15 protein-coding genes are annotated in these 15,238 nt (G+C 56.9%); 5 read left to right on the top strand and 10 right to left on the bottom strand.

From position 1 onward, the window contains the following. Positions 1-20: 20 nt before the first annotated feature. Positions 21-869 (bottom strand): MIP/aquaporin family protein, encoded by an 849-nt coding sequence (locus PGR09_RS16000; protein WP_015369132.1) that lies wholly within the window; start codon positions 867-869, stop codon positions 21-23. Positions 870-1,307: 438 nt separating this feature from the next. Between PGR09_RS16000 and zapB the strand changes: the two genes are divergently transcribed. The 4 genes from zapB (at position 1,308) to PGR09_RS15980 (ending at position 5,072) form a co-directional block, all read left to right on the top strand. Beyond that, on the top strand, positions 1,308-1,553 hold the full coding sequence (gene zapB / locus PGR09_RS15995) for a septal ring assembly protein ZapB (RefSeq protein ID WP_430916295.1): 246 nt from the start codon (positions 1,308-1,310) through the stop codon (positions 1,551-1,553). Positions 1,554-1,704: 151 nt separating this feature from the next. Then, positions 1,705-2,694, top strand: a complete 990-nt coding sequence (locus PGR09_RS15990; RefSeq protein WP_015369134.1) for a sulfate ABC transporter substrate-binding protein — start codon at positions 1,705-1,707, stop codon at positions 2,692-2,694. Between the two features lie 244 nt (positions 2,695-2,938). Next, positions 2,939-3,703, top strand: coding sequence for a CDP-diacylglycerol diphosphatase (locus PGR09_RS15985; RefSeq protein ID WP_045390571.1), 765 nt, complete (start codon positions 2,939-2,941; stop codon positions 3,701-3,703). A 64-nt stretch (positions 3,704-3,767) separates the two neighbouring features. Continuing rightward, positions 3,768-5,072, top strand: coding sequence for an SLC13 family permease (locus PGR09_RS15980; RefSeq protein WP_045390574.1), 1,305 nt, complete (start codon positions 3,768-3,770; stop codon positions 5,070-5,072). Positions 5,073-5,169: 97 nt separating this feature from the next. Here PGR09_RS15980 and tpiA read toward each other — a convergent pair whose 3' ends face one another. Together tpiA and PGR09_RS15970 are read right to left on the bottom strand one after the other, a co-directional pair. After that, positions 5,170-5,937 (bottom strand): triose-phosphate isomerase, encoded by a 768-nt coding sequence (gene tpiA, locus PGR09_RS15975; protein ID WP_002922909.1) that lies wholly within the window; start codon positions 5,935-5,937, stop codon positions 5,170-5,172. 108 nt (positions 5,938-6,045) lie between these two features. Continuing rightward, positions 6,046-6,645: a DUF1454 family protein gene (locus PGR09_RS15970; RefSeq protein ID WP_015369137.1), complete on the bottom strand. Its 600-nt coding sequence runs from the start codon at positions 6,643-6,645 to the stop codon at positions 6,046-6,048. 112 nt (positions 6,646-6,757) lie between these two features. On the opposite strand from PGR09_RS15970, the gene PGR09_RS15965 reads away from it, so the two are divergent. Beyond that, entirely contained in the window at positions 6,758-7,186 is a 429-nt protein-coding gene (locus PGR09_RS15965) for a DUF805 domain-containing protein (protein WP_430916294.1), read from the top strand. On the opposite strand, the gene fpr is transcribed toward PGR09_RS15965, so the two are convergent. The 7 genes from fpr to gmk form a co-directional block, all read right to left on the bottom strand. After that, positions 7,187-7,933: a ferredoxin--NADP(+) reductase gene (gene fpr, locus PGR09_RS15960; protein WP_430916293.1), complete on the bottom strand. Its 747-nt coding sequence runs from the start codon at positions 7,931-7,933 to the stop codon at positions 7,187-7,189. Between the two features lie 95 nt (positions 7,934-8,028). Further along, complete coding sequence (gene glpX / locus PGR09_RS15955; RefSeq protein WP_045390580.1) at positions 8,029-9,039, bottom strand: class II fructose-bisphosphatase; 1,011 nt, start codon at positions 9,037-9,039, stop codon at positions 8,029-8,031. Between the two features lie 51 nt (positions 9,040-9,090). Further along, positions 9,091-11,172 carry an ATP-dependent DNA helicase RecG gene (gene recG, locus PGR09_RS15950; protein WP_430916292.1) on the bottom strand — a complete coding sequence of 694 codons (2,082 nt, stop codon included), beginning with the start codon at positions 11,170-11,172 and terminating at the stop codon, positions 9,091-9,093. Positions 11,173-11,177: 5 nt separating this feature from the next. Continuing rightward, on the bottom strand, positions 11,178-11,867 hold the full coding sequence (gene trmH, locus PGR09_RS15945; protein WP_047047644.1) for a tRNA (guanosine(18)-2'-O)-methyltransferase TrmH: 690 nt from the start codon (positions 11,865-11,867) through the stop codon (positions 11,178-11,180). 96 nt (positions 11,868-11,963) lie between these two features. Beyond that, a complete protein-coding gene (gene spoT, locus PGR09_RS15940; RefSeq protein ID WP_015369143.1) occupies positions 11,964-14,084 on the bottom strand; it encodes a bifunctional GTP diphosphokinase/guanosine-3',5'-bis pyrophosphate 3'-pyrophosphohydrolase in 2,121 nt (706 codons plus the stop codon). Positions 14,085-14,102: 18 nt separating this feature from the next. After that, the gene (gene rpoZ, locus PGR09_RS15935; protein ID WP_000135058.1) at positions 14,103-14,378 is read right to left on the bottom strand and encodes a DNA-directed RNA polymerase subunit omega; all 276 of its coding nucleotides are present in this window, start codon (positions 14,376-14,378) and stop codon (positions 14,103-14,105) included. 54 nt (positions 14,379-14,432) lie between these two features. After that, a complete protein-coding gene (gene gmk / locus PGR09_RS15930; protein WP_015369144.1) occupies positions 14,433-15,056 on the bottom strand; it encodes a guanylate kinase in 624 nt (207 codons plus the stop codon). Positions 15,057-15,238 lie beyond the last annotated feature (182 nt).

Raw genomic sequence — 15,238 nt, 5'->3', positions numbered from 1 at the left:
ATTGGTGTCCCGTAGTCAGATTACAGCGAAGCTTTTTGTTGCGACGCGGAAGAAGCGGATTCTTTTTCTTCCTCGACGCAGGTGTCGCAAGGCAGATGGCGGCCGATAAATTTGCGGTAGCTGAATGCGCCCAGCGCCGCGCCGACCACCGGTGCGCACAGCGGCACCAGGAAATAAGGAATATCTTTGCCGCCGGTGAAGGCGACGTTGCCCCAGCCTGCCAGCCAGGCGAAGGCTTTCGGTCCGATATCACGCGCCGGGTTCATCGCGAAGCCGGTCAGCGGGCCCATGGAGGCGCCGATAACAGCAATCAGCAGGCCAATCAGCAGCGGCGCCAGCGGGCCGCGCGGCACGCCGTTGCCGTCGTCGGTCAGTGCTAAAATCACGCCCATCAGAATAGCGGTAATCACCATTTCTACCGCGAAGGCCTGCACAAAATTGATATGCGGGTTAGGGTAGGTCGAGAAGATACCGGCGAGCTCAAGGCTTTCCACGCTGCCGCGTACCATGTTGTGGGTGTGTTCGAAATCGAAGAAAAGATTGTAATAAAGCCCGTAAACTAATGCCGCAGCGCAAAAGGCGCCGGCGAATTGCGAAATAATAAAAGGAACAACTTTGCGCCCATCAAAGCAGGCGAATAACCATAAGGCGATGGTGACTGCCGGATTAAGGTGTGCACCGGATACGCCCGCGGTCAGGTAGATAGCCATAGCCACCCCCAGACCCCAGATGATGCTGATTTCCCACTGACCGAAGCTGGCTCCTGCGACTTTGAGCGCAGCTACGCACCCAACGCCGAAAAAGATCAACAACCCGGTACCGAGAAACTCTGCGATGCACTGGCCTTTTAATGTTGATGTCTGGCTCATAATCGGATCCTGAAGCGAAGTGATTATTGTAAGTATGTTGGTCGCGGACGACCACGGTGCCTTGTAGGCATAGTGTTAATTTATCGTTAACGAGCATAAACGAGAAATATCGAAATTTAAATTTGTGTCCCTCGTCAAGAAAATGAGCGTTTTCGCGCCATAAACGCGTGTTGCGGCACATTTACCCACCTTTTTCTGCGTATTTTGTTATCTCATTGATTAACAATCGCCAGAGAAGTTCGGGGCAATTGCCGCGAACGCACCAGGTAAAGACTGAAAAGTGTTGCAAACCGCAATCTGCGCGGGTTGTCGCTGGACAGGTGAGGCGGGGATTCATACAATCGACGACAACACCGCTATTGTGCGCTAATTCGTTAAGGCGGGACCGCGTATACGAAACACGAGTTTCTATCAACGCCTTGCAAGATCAGGAGAGGTATGACGATGTCATTAGAAGTGTTTGAGAAATTAGAATCAAAAGTTCAGCAGGCGATTGATACCATCACTCTGTTGCAGATGGAAATCGAAGAGCTGAAAGAAAAGAACACCACGCTGGCGCAGGAAGTGCAGAGCGCGCAGCACGGCCGTGAAGAGATGGAGCGTGAAAATAGCCAGCTGAGAGAACAACAGCAGGGCTGGCAGGATCGTCTGCAGGCGCTGCTGGGTCGCATGGAAGAAGTCTAATCGCTTCCCGCCCCTTCCCGCCCGGGAGGGGGTTTTCTCTATCCCCCGCTTTATATCTCCAGGTTATAGCCAATCTTTTTTTATTCTTTAATCATTGATTCGCTTTCTGGCAGGCTAAGTTCATCACAACACACATAAAGAGAGCGGTGCGATGAATAAGTGGGGCGTAGGGTTAACTCTGTTGCTGGCATCCGCCAGCGTGCTGGCAAAAGATTATCAGCTGTTGAACGTCTCGTACGATCCGACGCGCGAGCTGTACGAACAGTACAATAAAGCGTTTAGCGCGCACTGGAAGCAGGAAACCGGCGATAACGTGGTGATCCGTCAGTCGCACGGCGGCTCCGGCAAACAGGCGACGTCGGTTATCAACGGGATTGAAGCGGATGTCGTCACCCTGGCGCTGGCCTACGACGTAGACGCCATTGCCGAACGCGGTCGTATCGATAAAAACTGGCTGAAACGCCTGCCGGATAACTCCGCGCCGTATACCTCAACCATCGTGTTCCTCGTCCGTAAGGGCAACCCAAAACAGATCCATGACTGGAACGACCTGATTAAACCAGGCGTATCGGTCATCACCCCGAACCCGAAAAGCTCCGGCGGCGCCCGCTGGAACTATCTGGCGGCCTGGGGCTATGCCCTGCATCAGAATCACGGCGATCAGGCTAAAGCGCAGGAGTTCGTGAAGGCGCTGTATAAAAACGTGGAAGTGCTGGATTCCGGCGCGCGTGGTTCCACCAACACCTTCGTGGAACGCGGGATCGGCGACGTGCTGATTGCCTGGGAGAACGAAGCGCTGCTGGCGACGAAAGAGCTGGGCAAGGACAAGTTTGAAATCGTGACGCCGAGCGAGTCCATTCTGGCAGAGCCGACGGTTTCCGTCGTCGATAAAGTGGTGGATAAGAAAGGCACTCGTCAGGTGGCGGAAGCGTACCTGAAGTATCTCTACTCGCCGGAAGGCCAGGAGATTGCGGCGAAGAATTTCTATCGTCCGCGCGATCCTGATGTGGCGAAGAAATATGCCAACGAGTTCCCGAAATTGAAGCTGTTTACCATCGATCAGGAGTTCGGCGGCTGGACGAAAGCGCAGAAGGAGCACTTCTCCAACGGCGGTACCTTCGACCAGATTAGCCAGCGTTAATCCTCTTGTCCCTGCTGGCGCTACGCTTAGCAGGGCTACAATTCTGCGCCGTCTGGTAGCCCGGGTAAGGCGACAGCCGCTACCCGGGAGTCCCTGCTTGCGCTACGCTTAGCAGGGCTGCAGTTCTCTGGTAGCCCGGGTAAGGCGCCAGCCGCTACCCGGGATAACTCCTCGACCACCATCTGTTTTCATTTAGTCATCAAATTACGTTACTCTTCCGGTTCAGGCTTAACAGGGAACGATAATGAGAAGAGTAAGATACTTTTTGTGGGCGCTGCTGGTGGTTATTCTGGCGGCTTTGGCCGGCGGCTACTATTGGCTGCATTCCGGCAACCCGAACGCGTTACGTCATATTGTCCTGCAGCAGTGCGTACCCAATCAGCAGCAACATCAGAACCCGTCGCCGTGCGCGGAAGTGAACCTGAAAGGCGGCTACGTATTGTTTAAAGATCGCAACGGCCCGCTGCAATATCTGCTAATGCCGACCTACCGTATTAACGGTACCGAAAGTCCGCTGCTGTTGGATCCGCTAACGCCGAATTTCTTCTGGCAGGCCTGGCAGGGGCGCGAAATTATGAGCCAGCGCCGCGGCGCGCCAATTGATGATAACGCGGTATCGCTGGCGATTAACTCGCGCAGCGGGCGCACGCAAAACCACTTCCATATTCATATCTCCTGTCTGCGTCCCGATGTACGTGCGCAGTTAGATAATGATGCGGCGACGATTAGCAGCCGCTGGCTACCCTTGCCGGGCGGTCTGCAGGGCCATGAATACCTGGCGCGTCGGGTAACGGAAACCGAGCTGGCTCAGCGCAGCCCGTTCCTGATGCTGGCGGAAGAGGTACCGGAAGCGCGCGAACATATGGGGCGTTATGCGTTAGCGATGGCGCGGCAAAGCGACGGCTCGCTGGTGCTGTTGGCGACAGAGCGTAACCTGCTGACTCTCAACCGTGCTTCGGCGGAAGAAATTCAGGATCATAGCTGCGCAATTCTTAACGCAAACCACTAGTTCTGGCGTTTACCTGTCTTTCCTGTCGTCGTATTCTTGCTGAAAAAAACGACAGGAGACAGGCATGTCGCTCTGGCTAACCCACCCGCTGTTCCTCCCTTCGCTGATCGTCGGCATCACCATTGTGCTCTGGGCGACTTCGCTGTTACCGGAATTTATCACCGCGCTGCTGTTCTTCGCGGCGGCGATGATGACCAAAATCGCTCCGCCGGAGGTGATCTTCGGCGGTTTTGCTTCCTCGGCGTTCTGGCTGGTGTTCAGCGGCTTTGTGTTGGGGATCGCCATTCGAAAAACCGGACTGGCGGATAGAGCGGCGCAGGCGCTATCGGCGCGGCTCACCGACTCCTGGCCGCGGATGGTCGGCAGCGTGGTATTACTGAGTTATGCGTTGGCGTTCGTGATGCCATCAAATATGGGGCGCATCGCGCTGTTAATGCCGATCGTGGCGGCGATGGCCCGGCGCGCGGGGATAGCCGACGGCACGCGCGGCTGGTACGGCCTGGCGCTGGCGGTGGGCTTTGGCACCTTCCAGCTATCTGCGACCATTTTGCCCGCTAACGTGCCGAATCTGGTGATGAGCGGCGCGGCGGAAGGCTCTTACGGGATCCATCTGAATTACGTTCCCTATTTACTGCTGCATACGCCGGTACTTGGCTGGCTGAAAGGGGCGGTGCTGGTGGCGCTGATCTGCTGGCTGTTTCCCGGCAAACCGCATTCGCCGCGCGAGCTGGCGCCGCTGGCGCCTATGAGCCGCGACGAAAAGCGTCTGGCGTGGCTGCTGGCGGTGGTGTTGACGTTATGGGTGACAGAGAGCTGGCACGGCGTCGGCCCGGCGTGGACCGGCCTGGCGGCGGCGGTGGTCACGCTGCTGCCGCGAGTGGGATTTATCAGCGGCGAGGAGTTCGCCAGCGGGGTGAATATGCGCACCTGCATTTATGTTGCCGGCATTTTGGGACTGGCGATTACCGTGACCCAAACCGGGATTGGCGGCGCGGTGGGTAACGCGCTGCTGCAGGTGATGCCGCTGGATAAAGATAATCCGTTCACCAGCTTCCTGGCGCTGACCGGCATTACCAGCGCGCTGAACTTTATTATGACCGCCAACGGCGTCCCGGCGCTGTATACGACTTTTGCGCAGAGCTTTGCCGACGCGACCGGCTTTCCGCTGCTGAGCGTGATTATGATTCAGGTGCTGGGTTATTCCACGCCGCTGCTGCCGTACCAGGCGTCGCCGATCGTGGTGGCGATGGGATTAGGTAAAGTCCCGGCGAGAGCGGGGATGTTGCTATGTCTGGCGCTGGCGGCGGTGAGCTATTTGATTTTGCTGCCGCTGGATTACGCGTGGTATCAGCTATTAGGGAAATTGTAGCGATAATATAAAACCCGGCTCGCGCTGCGCTAAGCCGGGTTTTCATTTGGCGAATTTTTCAGCAACCCCGGCGGCGTTTCACCACCGGGAAAGCGAATTACGCTTTTTTCGCCGCTTCTGCAGCTTTAACGATCACCGCGAAAGCGTCTGCTTTCAGGGATGCGCCGCCAACCAGCGCGCCGTCGATGTCCGGCTGGGTGAACAGCTCTGCGGCGTTGCCGGCGTTAACGGAACCGCCGTACTGGATGATGACCTGCTCAGCGATTTTAGCGTCAGCTTTAGCAATGTGGTCACGGATGAATTTGTGTACCGCCTGAGCCTGCGCTGGGGTAGCGGATTTACCGGTACCGATAGCCCATACTGGTTCGTACGCGATAACCACGCCTTCAAAAGCGGCTGCGCCCTGAGTTTTCAGAACCGCGTCGATCTGACGCGCGCAAACTTCTTCAGTTTTGCCCGCTTCGTTTTCCGCTTCGGTTTCACCGATGCACAGAACCGGCGTCAGGCCCTGCTCTTTCAGTACAGCGAATTTCTTCGCGATCAGTTCGTCAGATTCTTTGTGGTAGGTACGGCGTTCGGAGTGGCCGATGATGATGTACTGCGCGCCGATATCTTTCAGCATTTCGGCGGAGGTTTCACCGGTGAATGCGCCGGACAGGTTCACGTCAACGTTCTGCGCGCCCAGGTGAATGTGGCTGCCTTCTGCCGCACGCTTAGCCAGGTCGAGATACATTTCCGGCGGCGCGATTGCCACTGCACAGCCGCTTACGCCGGCCAGTTCAGTACGCAGGTTAGCAACCAGTTCGTTTACCATGTGGCGGCTGCCGTTCAGTTTCCAGTTACCCATCACTAAAGGATGTCGCATTTTAATTCTCCACGCTACTAAGCGAATTAAGGAATATAGCCGCCCCAGAGGGCAGCATGGTCTGTGAAACAGTATAGAGACTCGTCACTGGAAAGGCTTTGCTTTTTGTCATTTATTGTTGTCTTCCAGCGTTTCAGATAGCGCCAGCTTAATCGGTTCAATGGCGAAAGTTAGCCCCTTTTCCCCGTGATCTGCCACTACATAGCGCACCGCGCCTTCGGTTTCGGTGTAGTAGCGTTTGCCTTTGCCGGCGGTCAGCAGTTTTTGCAGCTTTTGCTGGCTCTGCAGTGGGCTTAGGGTCGGCACAAAGGCGCGAAGAATGGCGCTCATATATTCCTGCGCTTTCGCTTTCGCCGCTTTTTGCTCCGGCCCCTGAATCGGCAGCCAGGTTATCTGCATTGATTTAATCTTCAGCGTGCCGCGCTCCAGCGCGGTAGAGGCATACAGATTCTCGTTAATCTTGGTGGCGGCGCGGGTCAGGTTGGCTTTATCGCGGCTGGAGGCGATAGAACGAAACTCGTTAAGCGGCAGTTTCGGATTATCGGCATTAAATTTCTCGCGGAACTCGCTGATGCTGACATCAAAAATCGGCGCGCTGGGTAAAAGATAGGGGGCGGTGGCGGCGGATTCCGTTTCTGCGGACAACGCCATCGGGCCGACAGATAACGCTGTCAGCCCAATCAAACTTAAGATTGCCCACTTCTTCATGCCCATCTTTCCTTTTTTTGCCTGCCGACGATTAAAACGGGAACCGTCACGCTTGTCAAAAAGTGACGCCTTCAGGGTAAACTACGCGAATGATGATGATAAGGAATAAAACATGACCCTACAGCAGTGGTTATTCTCAATTAAAGGCCGTATTGGCCGCCGGGATTTCTGGATTTGGATCGTTATCTGGGTGTTGACCATGAGCGCGCTGTTTACTCTCGCGGGCAGCAATTTGCTGAGTTTGCAGACCGCGGCGTTTATTCTCGTCTGCCTGCTCTGGCCGACGGCGGCGGTAGTGGTGAAGCGTCTGCACGATCGCGGGAGATCCGGCCTCTGGGCGCTGCTGATGATTCTGGCGTGGATGCTGCTGGCGGGCAACTGGGCGATGTTGCCGCAGGTTTGGCAGTGGGGCGTCGGGCGCTTTGTACCGACGCTGATTATCGTCATGATGTTGATCGACCTGGGCGCGTTCGTCGGCACCCAGGGCGAAAATAAGTTTGGCAAAGAGACGCAGGATGTCCGCTGGAAAGCGGTCGTCTGATTACCAGTAGTGCTCTGCCGTCATATGGCCCGGTCGGCGACGCAGATGTTTGGTCATCTGCCGGGTCTCTTTCAGCAACTGCTGGGTATCACGCACCATCTGCGGGTTGCCGCACAGCATCACGTGGCTGGTATCGGCGGTCATCGGCAGGCCGACCGCCTCTTCCAGCGCGCCGGTTTCAATCAGGAACGGCACCCGGCCCGTCAGCGAACCTTCCGCTGTCTCGCGGCTGACCACGGTCTGGATACGTAATTTGCCGGCATAGCGCTGCTCCAGCTCGCGCATTTGCGGTAAATAGCTGAGGTCGGCGGCATAGCGCGCCGCATGCACCAGCACCAGGTTCTTGAAGCGATCCAGGTCTTTCCCTTCTTCCAGAATCGACAGATAGGGGCCGATCGCCGTACCGGTGGCGAGCATCCACAACGTGTTGCAGTCCGGCACCTCTTCCAGCACGAAGAAACCGGCGGCTTCGCTGACAATCTGAACGTCGTCGCCGGGTTTCAGCGCGGCCAGTCGCGGGCTGAGTTTACCCTCCGGAACGGTGACCAGGTAGAACTCAAGATCGGGATTGCTGGGGGCGTTGACGTAGGAGTAGGCGCGCTGCACGCGATCGCCGTCAACATCCAGACCCAGTTTAGCAAACTGCCCTGCGGTGAACGGCTCAACGGGCGCGTGAATGGTGAGGCTAAACAGTGCATCGGTCCAGTTTTGCACTTTTACAACTTTACCTGTAACCCAGTTTGCCATTGCGTCTCTCCTTTCAATCTCGTCAGTCTATCTTCACCGCGACGGGAGAAGATTTCCAGCCCGAAAAGGCTGGAAAGCTCGATTGATCAAATGTTTTACAGGATGTGTTGCTGGACGTCCGGGTCTTTTCGGTCGAGGTAATGAATCGACTGAATACGGCGGATAGTCCGCGATTTACCGCGGATCAGCAGCGTTTCAGTAGTCGCCATATTGCCCTTGCGGGTAATGCCGTCCAGTAGATCGCCTTTGGTAATCCCGGTGGCGGAGAAGATGACGTTATCGCTGCGCGCCATTTCATCAAGACGCAGCACTTTGCCCGCTTCGATGCCCATGGTTTTGCAGCGCGCCAGTTCGTTTTCACCGATACGGCGGTTCTCTTCGCTGTCGCCCTTCACGTGGTGACGAGCCAGCAGGCGGCCCTGCATATCGCCGTCCAGCGCGCGGATCACCGCCGCCGAAACCACGCCTTCCGGCGCGCCGCCGATGCCGTACAGCACGTCGACTTCGCTATCCGGCATGCAGGTAAGGATAGAGGCCGCCACGTCGCCATCGGGGATCGCGAACACGCGCACGCCCAACTGCTGCAGTTGCGCAATGACCGCGTCGTGGCGGGGTTTCGCCAGCACGGTGACGGTCAGTTCAGCGAGCGGTTTATTCAACGCGCGGGCGATGTTGCGCAAATTATCTTCCAGCGGCAGATTGAGATCGATAGCGCCTTTAGCGCCGGGGCCGACAATCAGCTTTTCCATATACATATCCGGCGCATTGAGGAAGCAGCCTTTATCGCCGACCGCCATCACCGCCAGCGCGTTGGCCTGGCCCATTGCCGTCATGCGGGTGCCTTCAATTGGGTCGACGGCGATATCTACCGCGTCGCCTTTGCCGGTACCCACTTTTTCGCCGATATAGAGCATCGGCGCTTCATCGATTTCGCCCTCGCCGATGACGATGGTGCCGTCGATATTGACGAGGTTAAGCATAATGCGCATGGCGTTAACCGCTGCGCCGTCGGCGGTATTTTTATCGCCGCGGCCCAGCCATTTATAGCCCGCCAGCGCGGCGGCTTCGGTGACACGCGAAAATTCGATGGCCAGTTCTCGTTTCATAATCCACTCATTGTGTAGAAAAGTTGCCCGTAGCGCGGCAAAAAGGACGCGCTACGCGTTGGAATAGCGTTCGGTTTCCGGCATCCAGCGCTCAATCAGCGCCTGCGCCTGCAGCGGATAGCGTTCGTGAATATGACGAGCAATGCGCTGAACATCGGGGATCATGGCCTGATCGCGCAGCAAGTCCGCCACTTTAAACTCGGCGTTGCCGGTCTGGCGGGTGCCGAGAAGCTCGCCGGGGCCGCGGATTTCAAGGTCTTTCTGGGCGATGACGAAACCGTCGTTGCTGTCGCGCAGCACCTGCAGGCGCTTCTGCGCCGTTTTGGAAAGCGGCGATTTATAAAGTAGCACGCAGTGGGAGGCGACGGCGCCGCGCCCGACGCGCCCGCGTAGCTGGTGCAGCTGCGCCAGACCCAGACGCTCCGGGTTTTCGATAATCATCAGGCTTGAGTTAGGGACGTCGACGCCGACTTCAATCACCGTGGTGGCGACCAGCAGGTGCATCTCGCCCTGCTTGAAGGCCTGCATCACGGCCTGTTTCTCCGCTGGTTTCATTCGCCCGTGAACGAGACCGATGTTAAGTTCCGGCAGTGCCAGCTTGAGCTCTTCCCAGGTGGCTTCCGCCGCCTGGGCTTCCAGCAGATCGGACTCTTCAATCAGCGTACAGACCCAATAGGCCTGGCGACCTTCCTGGGTGCAGGCGTTGCGCACGCGGTCGATAATGTCGCTGCGGCGGGTGTCCGGGATAGCGACGGTAGTGACCGGGGTACGGCCCGGCGGCAGCTCGTCGATAACCGAGGTATCGAGATCGGCATAGGCGGTCATCGCCAGGGTGCGCGGAATCGGTGTAGCGGTCATGATCAACTGATGCGGGTGGAAGCCCTGCTGCTGGCCCTTTTCCCACAGCGCCAGGCGTTGATGAACGCCAAAGCGATGCTGTTCGTCGATAATCACCAGCGCCAGGCCGTTAAACTGCACCTGCTCCTGGAAAATGGCGTGGGTGCCGACAATCATCTGCACTTCGCCGTTGGCAATGGCTTCCTGCTGCGCCTGGCGCGCTTTGCCTTTCTGTTTGCCAGCCAGCCAGCCGACTTCAATGCCCAGCGGCGCGAACCAGCTGCGGAAATTATTGGCATGCTGCTCGGCCAGCAGTTCGGTAGGCGCCATCAGCGCCACCTGTTTGCCATGGGCGATAGCGCGCAGGGCGGCCAGCGCGGCGACCAGCGTTTTACCGGATCCGACGTCGCCCTGCACCAGGCGCATCATCGGCACGTCCAGCGCCATATCGCGCTCGATCTCCGCGGTGACGCGCGCCTGCGCGCCCGTTGGTTTAAAGGGTAGAGAAGCCAGAAGCTGGGTTTTCAGCGTGTCGTTGGCGCTGAGCGGCAGCGCATGGTAGCGCTGGGCACCGGCGCGGAGCGCCAGCATGCTGAGATTATGCGCCAGCAACTCTTCCAGGATAAGACGCTGCTGTGCCGGATGTTTACCGCTCTCCAGCTCGCTGAGCTGTAGCGACGGCGGCGGGCGGTGCAGCGTACGCAGCGCCTCCGGCAGACTCATCATCCCCTGCGCCAGCTCCGGCGGCAGCAGTTCGCTAATCGCGCAGGTTTCCAGCAGCTCAAGCGCCTGATCGGTGAGTTTGCGCAGCGTCGCCTGCTTAATGCCTTCAGTGGTCGGGTAGACCGGAGTCAGGGTTTCCTGCAGCTCCGGGGTGCTCATATCGCCCTGCACGCGATATTCCGGGTGGATCATCTCGGCGCCGAACTTGCCGCGTTTAGCTTCGCCGTAGGCCAGCACACGACGACCGGTCGCCAGGCTGTTTTTCATCGCCGCATTGAAGTTAAAAAAACGCATGGTCAGGATGCCGGAGCCGTCGCTGATCTGACAGGTCATCATCCGGCGGCCGCCGAAGGTGATATTGCTGTTGAGCACTTCACCCTCTACGGTTGCGTAGACGCCCGGCAGCAGTTCGCCGATTTGGTACAGGTGAGTCCGGTCTTCATAGCGTAGCGGCAGGTGTAGTAGCAGGTCCTGAACCGTATGCAGACCGATTTTCGCCAGTTTGTTGCTCTGTGCGGCGCCAACGCCGGTCAGCGAGTTGAGCGGTACGGCATCTAACAGGCGGCCTGACATCGGATTTACCTCGCCGCCTGCATCGTTGCCCACCACTCGGCATCGGCTTCGACTTCGCCCTGCTCGTTGACGTGGGGATAAGGCAGACCTTTTTGCCTGGCGACGCGTGCCAGCACCGGGTAACCGCCTTCAAATAGCAGCCGCTGCTGCTCTTCAGGCGGCAGCATGCTATTGGCGCGTTGGTACATTCCGGCGTTCTGCCGCTGACGCTGCGCTTCGTAAAGGATCAGCGCGGAGGCGACGGAGACGTTCAGCGACTGCACCATACCGACCATTGGAATAATGATGTCCTGGTCTGCCAGCGCCAGCGCTTCCTGGGTGATGCCGGTTTTCTCCTGGCCCATCAGGATGCAGGTCGGGCGCGTATAGTCGATTTCGCGAAAATCGATGGCTTTGTCGGAAAGGTGCGTCGCGAGGATTTGCATGCCCCGGCCTTTTAAGTGGCTGACGGCATCGCCGATCGTGCGGTGCGTTTTCACCTGCACCCAACTATTGCTGCCGGCGGCGGCAGAGGCCATGGTGCGCATACGACTGCCAGGCCAGATGGCGTGTACTTCGTGTACGCCGATGGCGTCTGCGGTGCGGATGACCGCAGAGACGTTATGGGGTTTATGGACCTGCTCCATGCAGACCGTCAGATCAGGCTGACGCCTGGCGAGCATCTCGCAGATACGCGCATAACGCTGTGAATTCATTCTACTTAATCCTTCGAACTGCCTCGGCGTTAGCTGCACTCACTCACCCCAGTCACGTACTTTAGTACCTTCCTGGGGATTCGATTTTTGTAAAAGCTAATTTCGGTTACGAGTGACTTTAATCACGTCCGGCATGACGCGAATTTTGCGCATGATATTCGCCAGATGCACGCGGTCACGCGCGGTCAGGCGGATAAAGGCGCTGTAAACGCGGCCATCTTTTTCTTCCGTATTCAGGCTCTGAATATTGGAAGACGCGGTGTTGATTGCGGCCGTCAGGTTAGCCAGCGCGCCCTGGTGGTTGAACATATCCACCTTAATTTCGGCGATAAATTCCTGCGCAGTTTCTTTATCCCATTCGACCGCCATAAACTTCTCGGGCTCTTTCTGGTAGCCGCGGATGTTACGACAGGATTCATGGTGGATAACCAACCCTTTGCCTGGGCTGACGTGGGCGATGATCGGGTCCCCCGGAATCGGACGACAGCACTTGGCGAAAGTAATCAGCACGCCATCGGCGCCCTTGATCGGCAGATGGCCGTGATTCGACGCGTTGGCCGGCACCGGTGCGGCAGAGGCTTCGCCCTGCTGCAGATTTTTCGCTACCACGACGCTCATTGCGTTACCGAGACCGATTTCCGCCAGCAGATCGTCAAGCGTGGCAAGCTTCATGCGATCAAGTTCGCGCTGGATGTTCTCCGGCGGGATTTCTGCCAGCTTGCGGCTGCCGCCTAATGCGTGGTTGAGCAATCGGCGGCCAAGGCTGACGGAATCGTCGCGCTTAAGGTTCTTCAGCAGTTGGCGGATCTTGGCGCGCGCTTTCGAGCTGACGACAAAGTTCAGCCATGCGGCATTCGGACGCGCGCCCGGCGCGGTAATGATTTCGACAGTCTGGCCGCTGGAGAGCGGCTGCGACAGCGGATAGGGCTGACGGTCGACGCGCGCGCCAACGCAGGCATGGCCGATATCGGTATGCACCGCGTAGGCGAAGTCCACCGGCGTGGCGCCGGCAGGCAGTTCGACAATGCGCCCTTCCGGGGTGAAAACGTAAATCTCATCCGGGAACAGATCGGATTTAACGCTCTCGATAAATTCAAACGAGCTACCGGCGCTCTGCTGCAGTTCCAGCAGGCTTTGCATCCAGCGCTGAGCGCGGATTTGCGCGGTCGTGCTGCTTTCGCCCCCGTGCTCTTTATAAGCCCAGTGCGCCGCAACCCCCATCTCCGCCATCTGGTCCATATCTTCGGTACGAATTTGTACCTCGACCGGAACGCCGTGGGGACCAATCATCGAGGTGTGCAAAGATTGATAGCCGTTCGCTTTCGGAATGGCGATGTAATCTTTGAAACGACCTGGACGCGGCTTGTAGAGGCTGTGCATTTGGCCCAGCACGCGATAGCAGATATCGGGATCGTGAACGATAACGCGGAAGGCGTAGATGTCCATGATCGAGTGAAAACGCTGCTCTTTGAGCACCATTTTGCAGTAAATAGAGTATAGATGCTTTTCGCGACCGCTAACGCGGCAGGGGATCCCTGCTTCCTGTAAACGCCCTTCGATCTCAGAGAGGATTTTCTGAATCATCTCTTTTCGGTTGCCGCGCGCCGCTTTGACCACTTCTTTAATGACGCGGTAGCGGTTAGGGTACAGCGCTTCAAAGCCCAGCTCTTCGAGCTCGGTTTTAATGTGATGGATACCTAAACGGTGCGCCAGAGGGCTATAAATTTCCAGCGTTTCGCGGGCGATGCGACGGCGTTTATCCGGGCGTAGCGAGCCCAGGGTGCGCATGTTGTGGGTGCGGTCGGCAAGTTTGATGAGGATGACGCGGATATCCTGCACCATCGCCATGATCATTTTGCGGAAGTTTTCAGCTTGCGCCTCTTTCTTATCGCGGAACTTGAGCTTATCAAGTTTCGACACCCCCTCTACCAGTTCGGCGACGCTTTTACCAAAAAGCTGTTCCATGTCCTGGTAGGTGGCAGGGGTATCTTCAATCACATCATGCAGCAGCGCGGCCATCAGCGTTTCGTAGTCGAGTTTCATCTCGGCCAGAATGCAGGCCACCGCTACCGGGTGCGTGATATAGGGTTCACCGCTTGAACGTGTCTGACCCTCGTGAGCGTCACGTGCAACGAGATATGCCTGCCGAAGGCGCTTGATTTGCTCTTCCGGCAGGTAGTTTTGAATCAGCTGATTCAGGCTTTCAAACAGATACAAGGGCGACCCGCTGTGTGATTAACGACGACCTTCAGCAATCGCGGTAACGGCTTGTAATTCAGCGGCTTCCTGCTCTTGCTGTTCCTGGCGCTCACGTACGTCGAGGATCTGGTTGTTGATCAGACCTTCTTCGATTTCGCGCAGTGCGATAACGGTGGTTTTATCGTTTTCTTCCGGTACCAGCGGATCCTTTCCGCCTACCTGCATCTGACGAGCGCGACGCGCGGCGACCAGTACCAGGTCAAAACGGTTACCAATTTTCTCTACAGCGTCCTGAACAGTTACGCGTGCCATACTTAAAATGCTCCACAGGTGAAGAAATGACTGGGCATGATACTGAATGTGGGTTCAGTCTGCCAATAGTTTGGTGATTAAAGCGCCATGTCGCTGCTTTTGGCGGCTCATGCGCAGACGTTCAGCGCGGATAATGTTTTTCAGATCGCCTAAAGCGGTATCAAAATCATCATTCACAATAAGGTAATCATATTCCGCGTAATGGCTCATTTCTGCAACTGCCTGCGCCATACGTTTTGCGATGACTTCTTCGCTGTCCTGGCCGCGGCCGCGCAGGCGGCGGTCAAGTTCGTCTTTTGACGGCGGCAGAATAAAGATGCTGCGCGCGCCGGGCATTTTATTACGGATTTGTTGGGCGCCCTGCCAGTCGATATCAAGAAAAACATCAACGCCGGTCGCCAGGACCTGCTCGATAGCTTCACGAGAGGTCCCGTAATAATTGCCAAAAACCTCAGCGTGCTCAAGGAAAGCGTCTTCGCTAATCATCGACCTGAATTTATCGTGATCGACAAAGAAATAGTGTTCACCGTGAACTTCGCCCGGGCGCGGATTGCGCGTGGTATGCGAAACAGAAACCTGGGAATCGTACAACGGTTGGGTTTTCAATAAAGCCTGAATCAGGCTGGATTTACCCGCGCCGCTAGGGGCGGAAACAATATAAAGCGTGCCTTGAGCCATGAGTGTCTTTTGTATGTGATTGTCGAAAGAGATCCTACATACGAGCCTATTATACACGCCGCCGCCGCGTGACGCAGTCATTGTCACACTTTTTGCCGCTGTTTCTTTCATTTTGCCTGCCGCTTTCCTGATTTCTTAAGCAGTTGCAGCAACAAGGTGTAAATCCTGGAAAGCCGCTCGCA

This window comes from Klebsiella sp. 141251 (assembly GCF_050600725.1).
Taxonomy (GTDB): Bacteria; Pseudomonadota; Gammaproteobacteria; order Enterobacterales; family Enterobacteriaceae; genus Klebsiella; species Klebsiella aerogenes.
This window is presented reverse-complemented; position numbering and strand designations above follow the sequence as displayed.

Coding starts and splice junctions, on each gene's coding strand:
- PGR09_RS16000 (WP_015369132.1), bottom strand. CDS start 869: ATGAGCCAGACATCAACATTAAAAGGCCAGTGCATCGCAGAGTTTCTC.
- zapB (WP_430916295.1), top strand. CDS start 1,308: ATGACGATGTCATTAGAAGTGTTTGAGAAATTAGAATCAAAAGTTCAG.
- PGR09_RS15990 (WP_015369134.1), top strand. CDS start 1,705: ATGAATAAGTGGGGCGTAGGGTTAACTCTGTTGCTGGCATCCGCCAGC.
- PGR09_RS15985 (WP_045390571.1), top strand. CDS start 2,939: ATGAGAAGAGTAAGATACTTTTTGTGGGCGCTGCTGGTGGTTATTCTG.
- PGR09_RS15980 (WP_045390574.1), top strand. CDS start 3,768: ATGTCGCTCTGGCTAACCCACCCGCTGTTCCTCCCTTCGCTGATCGTC.
- tpiA (WP_002922909.1), bottom strand. CDS start 5,937: ATGCGACATCCTTTAGTGATGGGTAACTGGAAACTGAACGGCAGCCGC.
- PGR09_RS15970 (WP_015369137.1), bottom strand. CDS start 6,645: ATGAAGAAGTGGGCAATCTTAAGTTTGATTGGGCTGACAGCGTTATCT.
- PGR09_RS15965 (WP_430916294.1), top strand. CDS start 6,758: ATGACCCTACAGCAGTGGTTATTCTCAATTAAAGGCCGTATTGGCCGC.
- fpr (WP_430916293.1), bottom strand. CDS start 7,933: ATGGCAAACTGGGTTACAGGTAAAGTTGTAAAAGTGCAAAACTGGACC.
- glpX (WP_045390580.1), bottom strand. CDS start 9,039: ATGAAACGAGAACTGGCCATCGAATTTTCGCGTGTCACCGAAGCCGCC.
- recG (WP_430916292.1), bottom strand. CDS start 11,172: ATGTCAGGCCGCCTGTTAGATGCCGTACCGCTCAACTCGCTGACCGGC.
- trmH (WP_047047644.1), bottom strand. CDS start 11,867: ATGAATTCACAGCGTTATGCGCGTATCTGCGAGATGCTCGCCAGGCGT.
- rpoZ (WP_000135058.1), bottom strand. CDS start 14,378: ATGGCACGCGTAACTGTTCAGGACGCTGTAGAGAAAATTGGTAACCGT.
- gmk (WP_015369144.1), bottom strand. CDS start 15,056: ATGGCTCAAGGCACGCTTTATATTGTTTCCGCCCCTAGCGGCGCGGGT.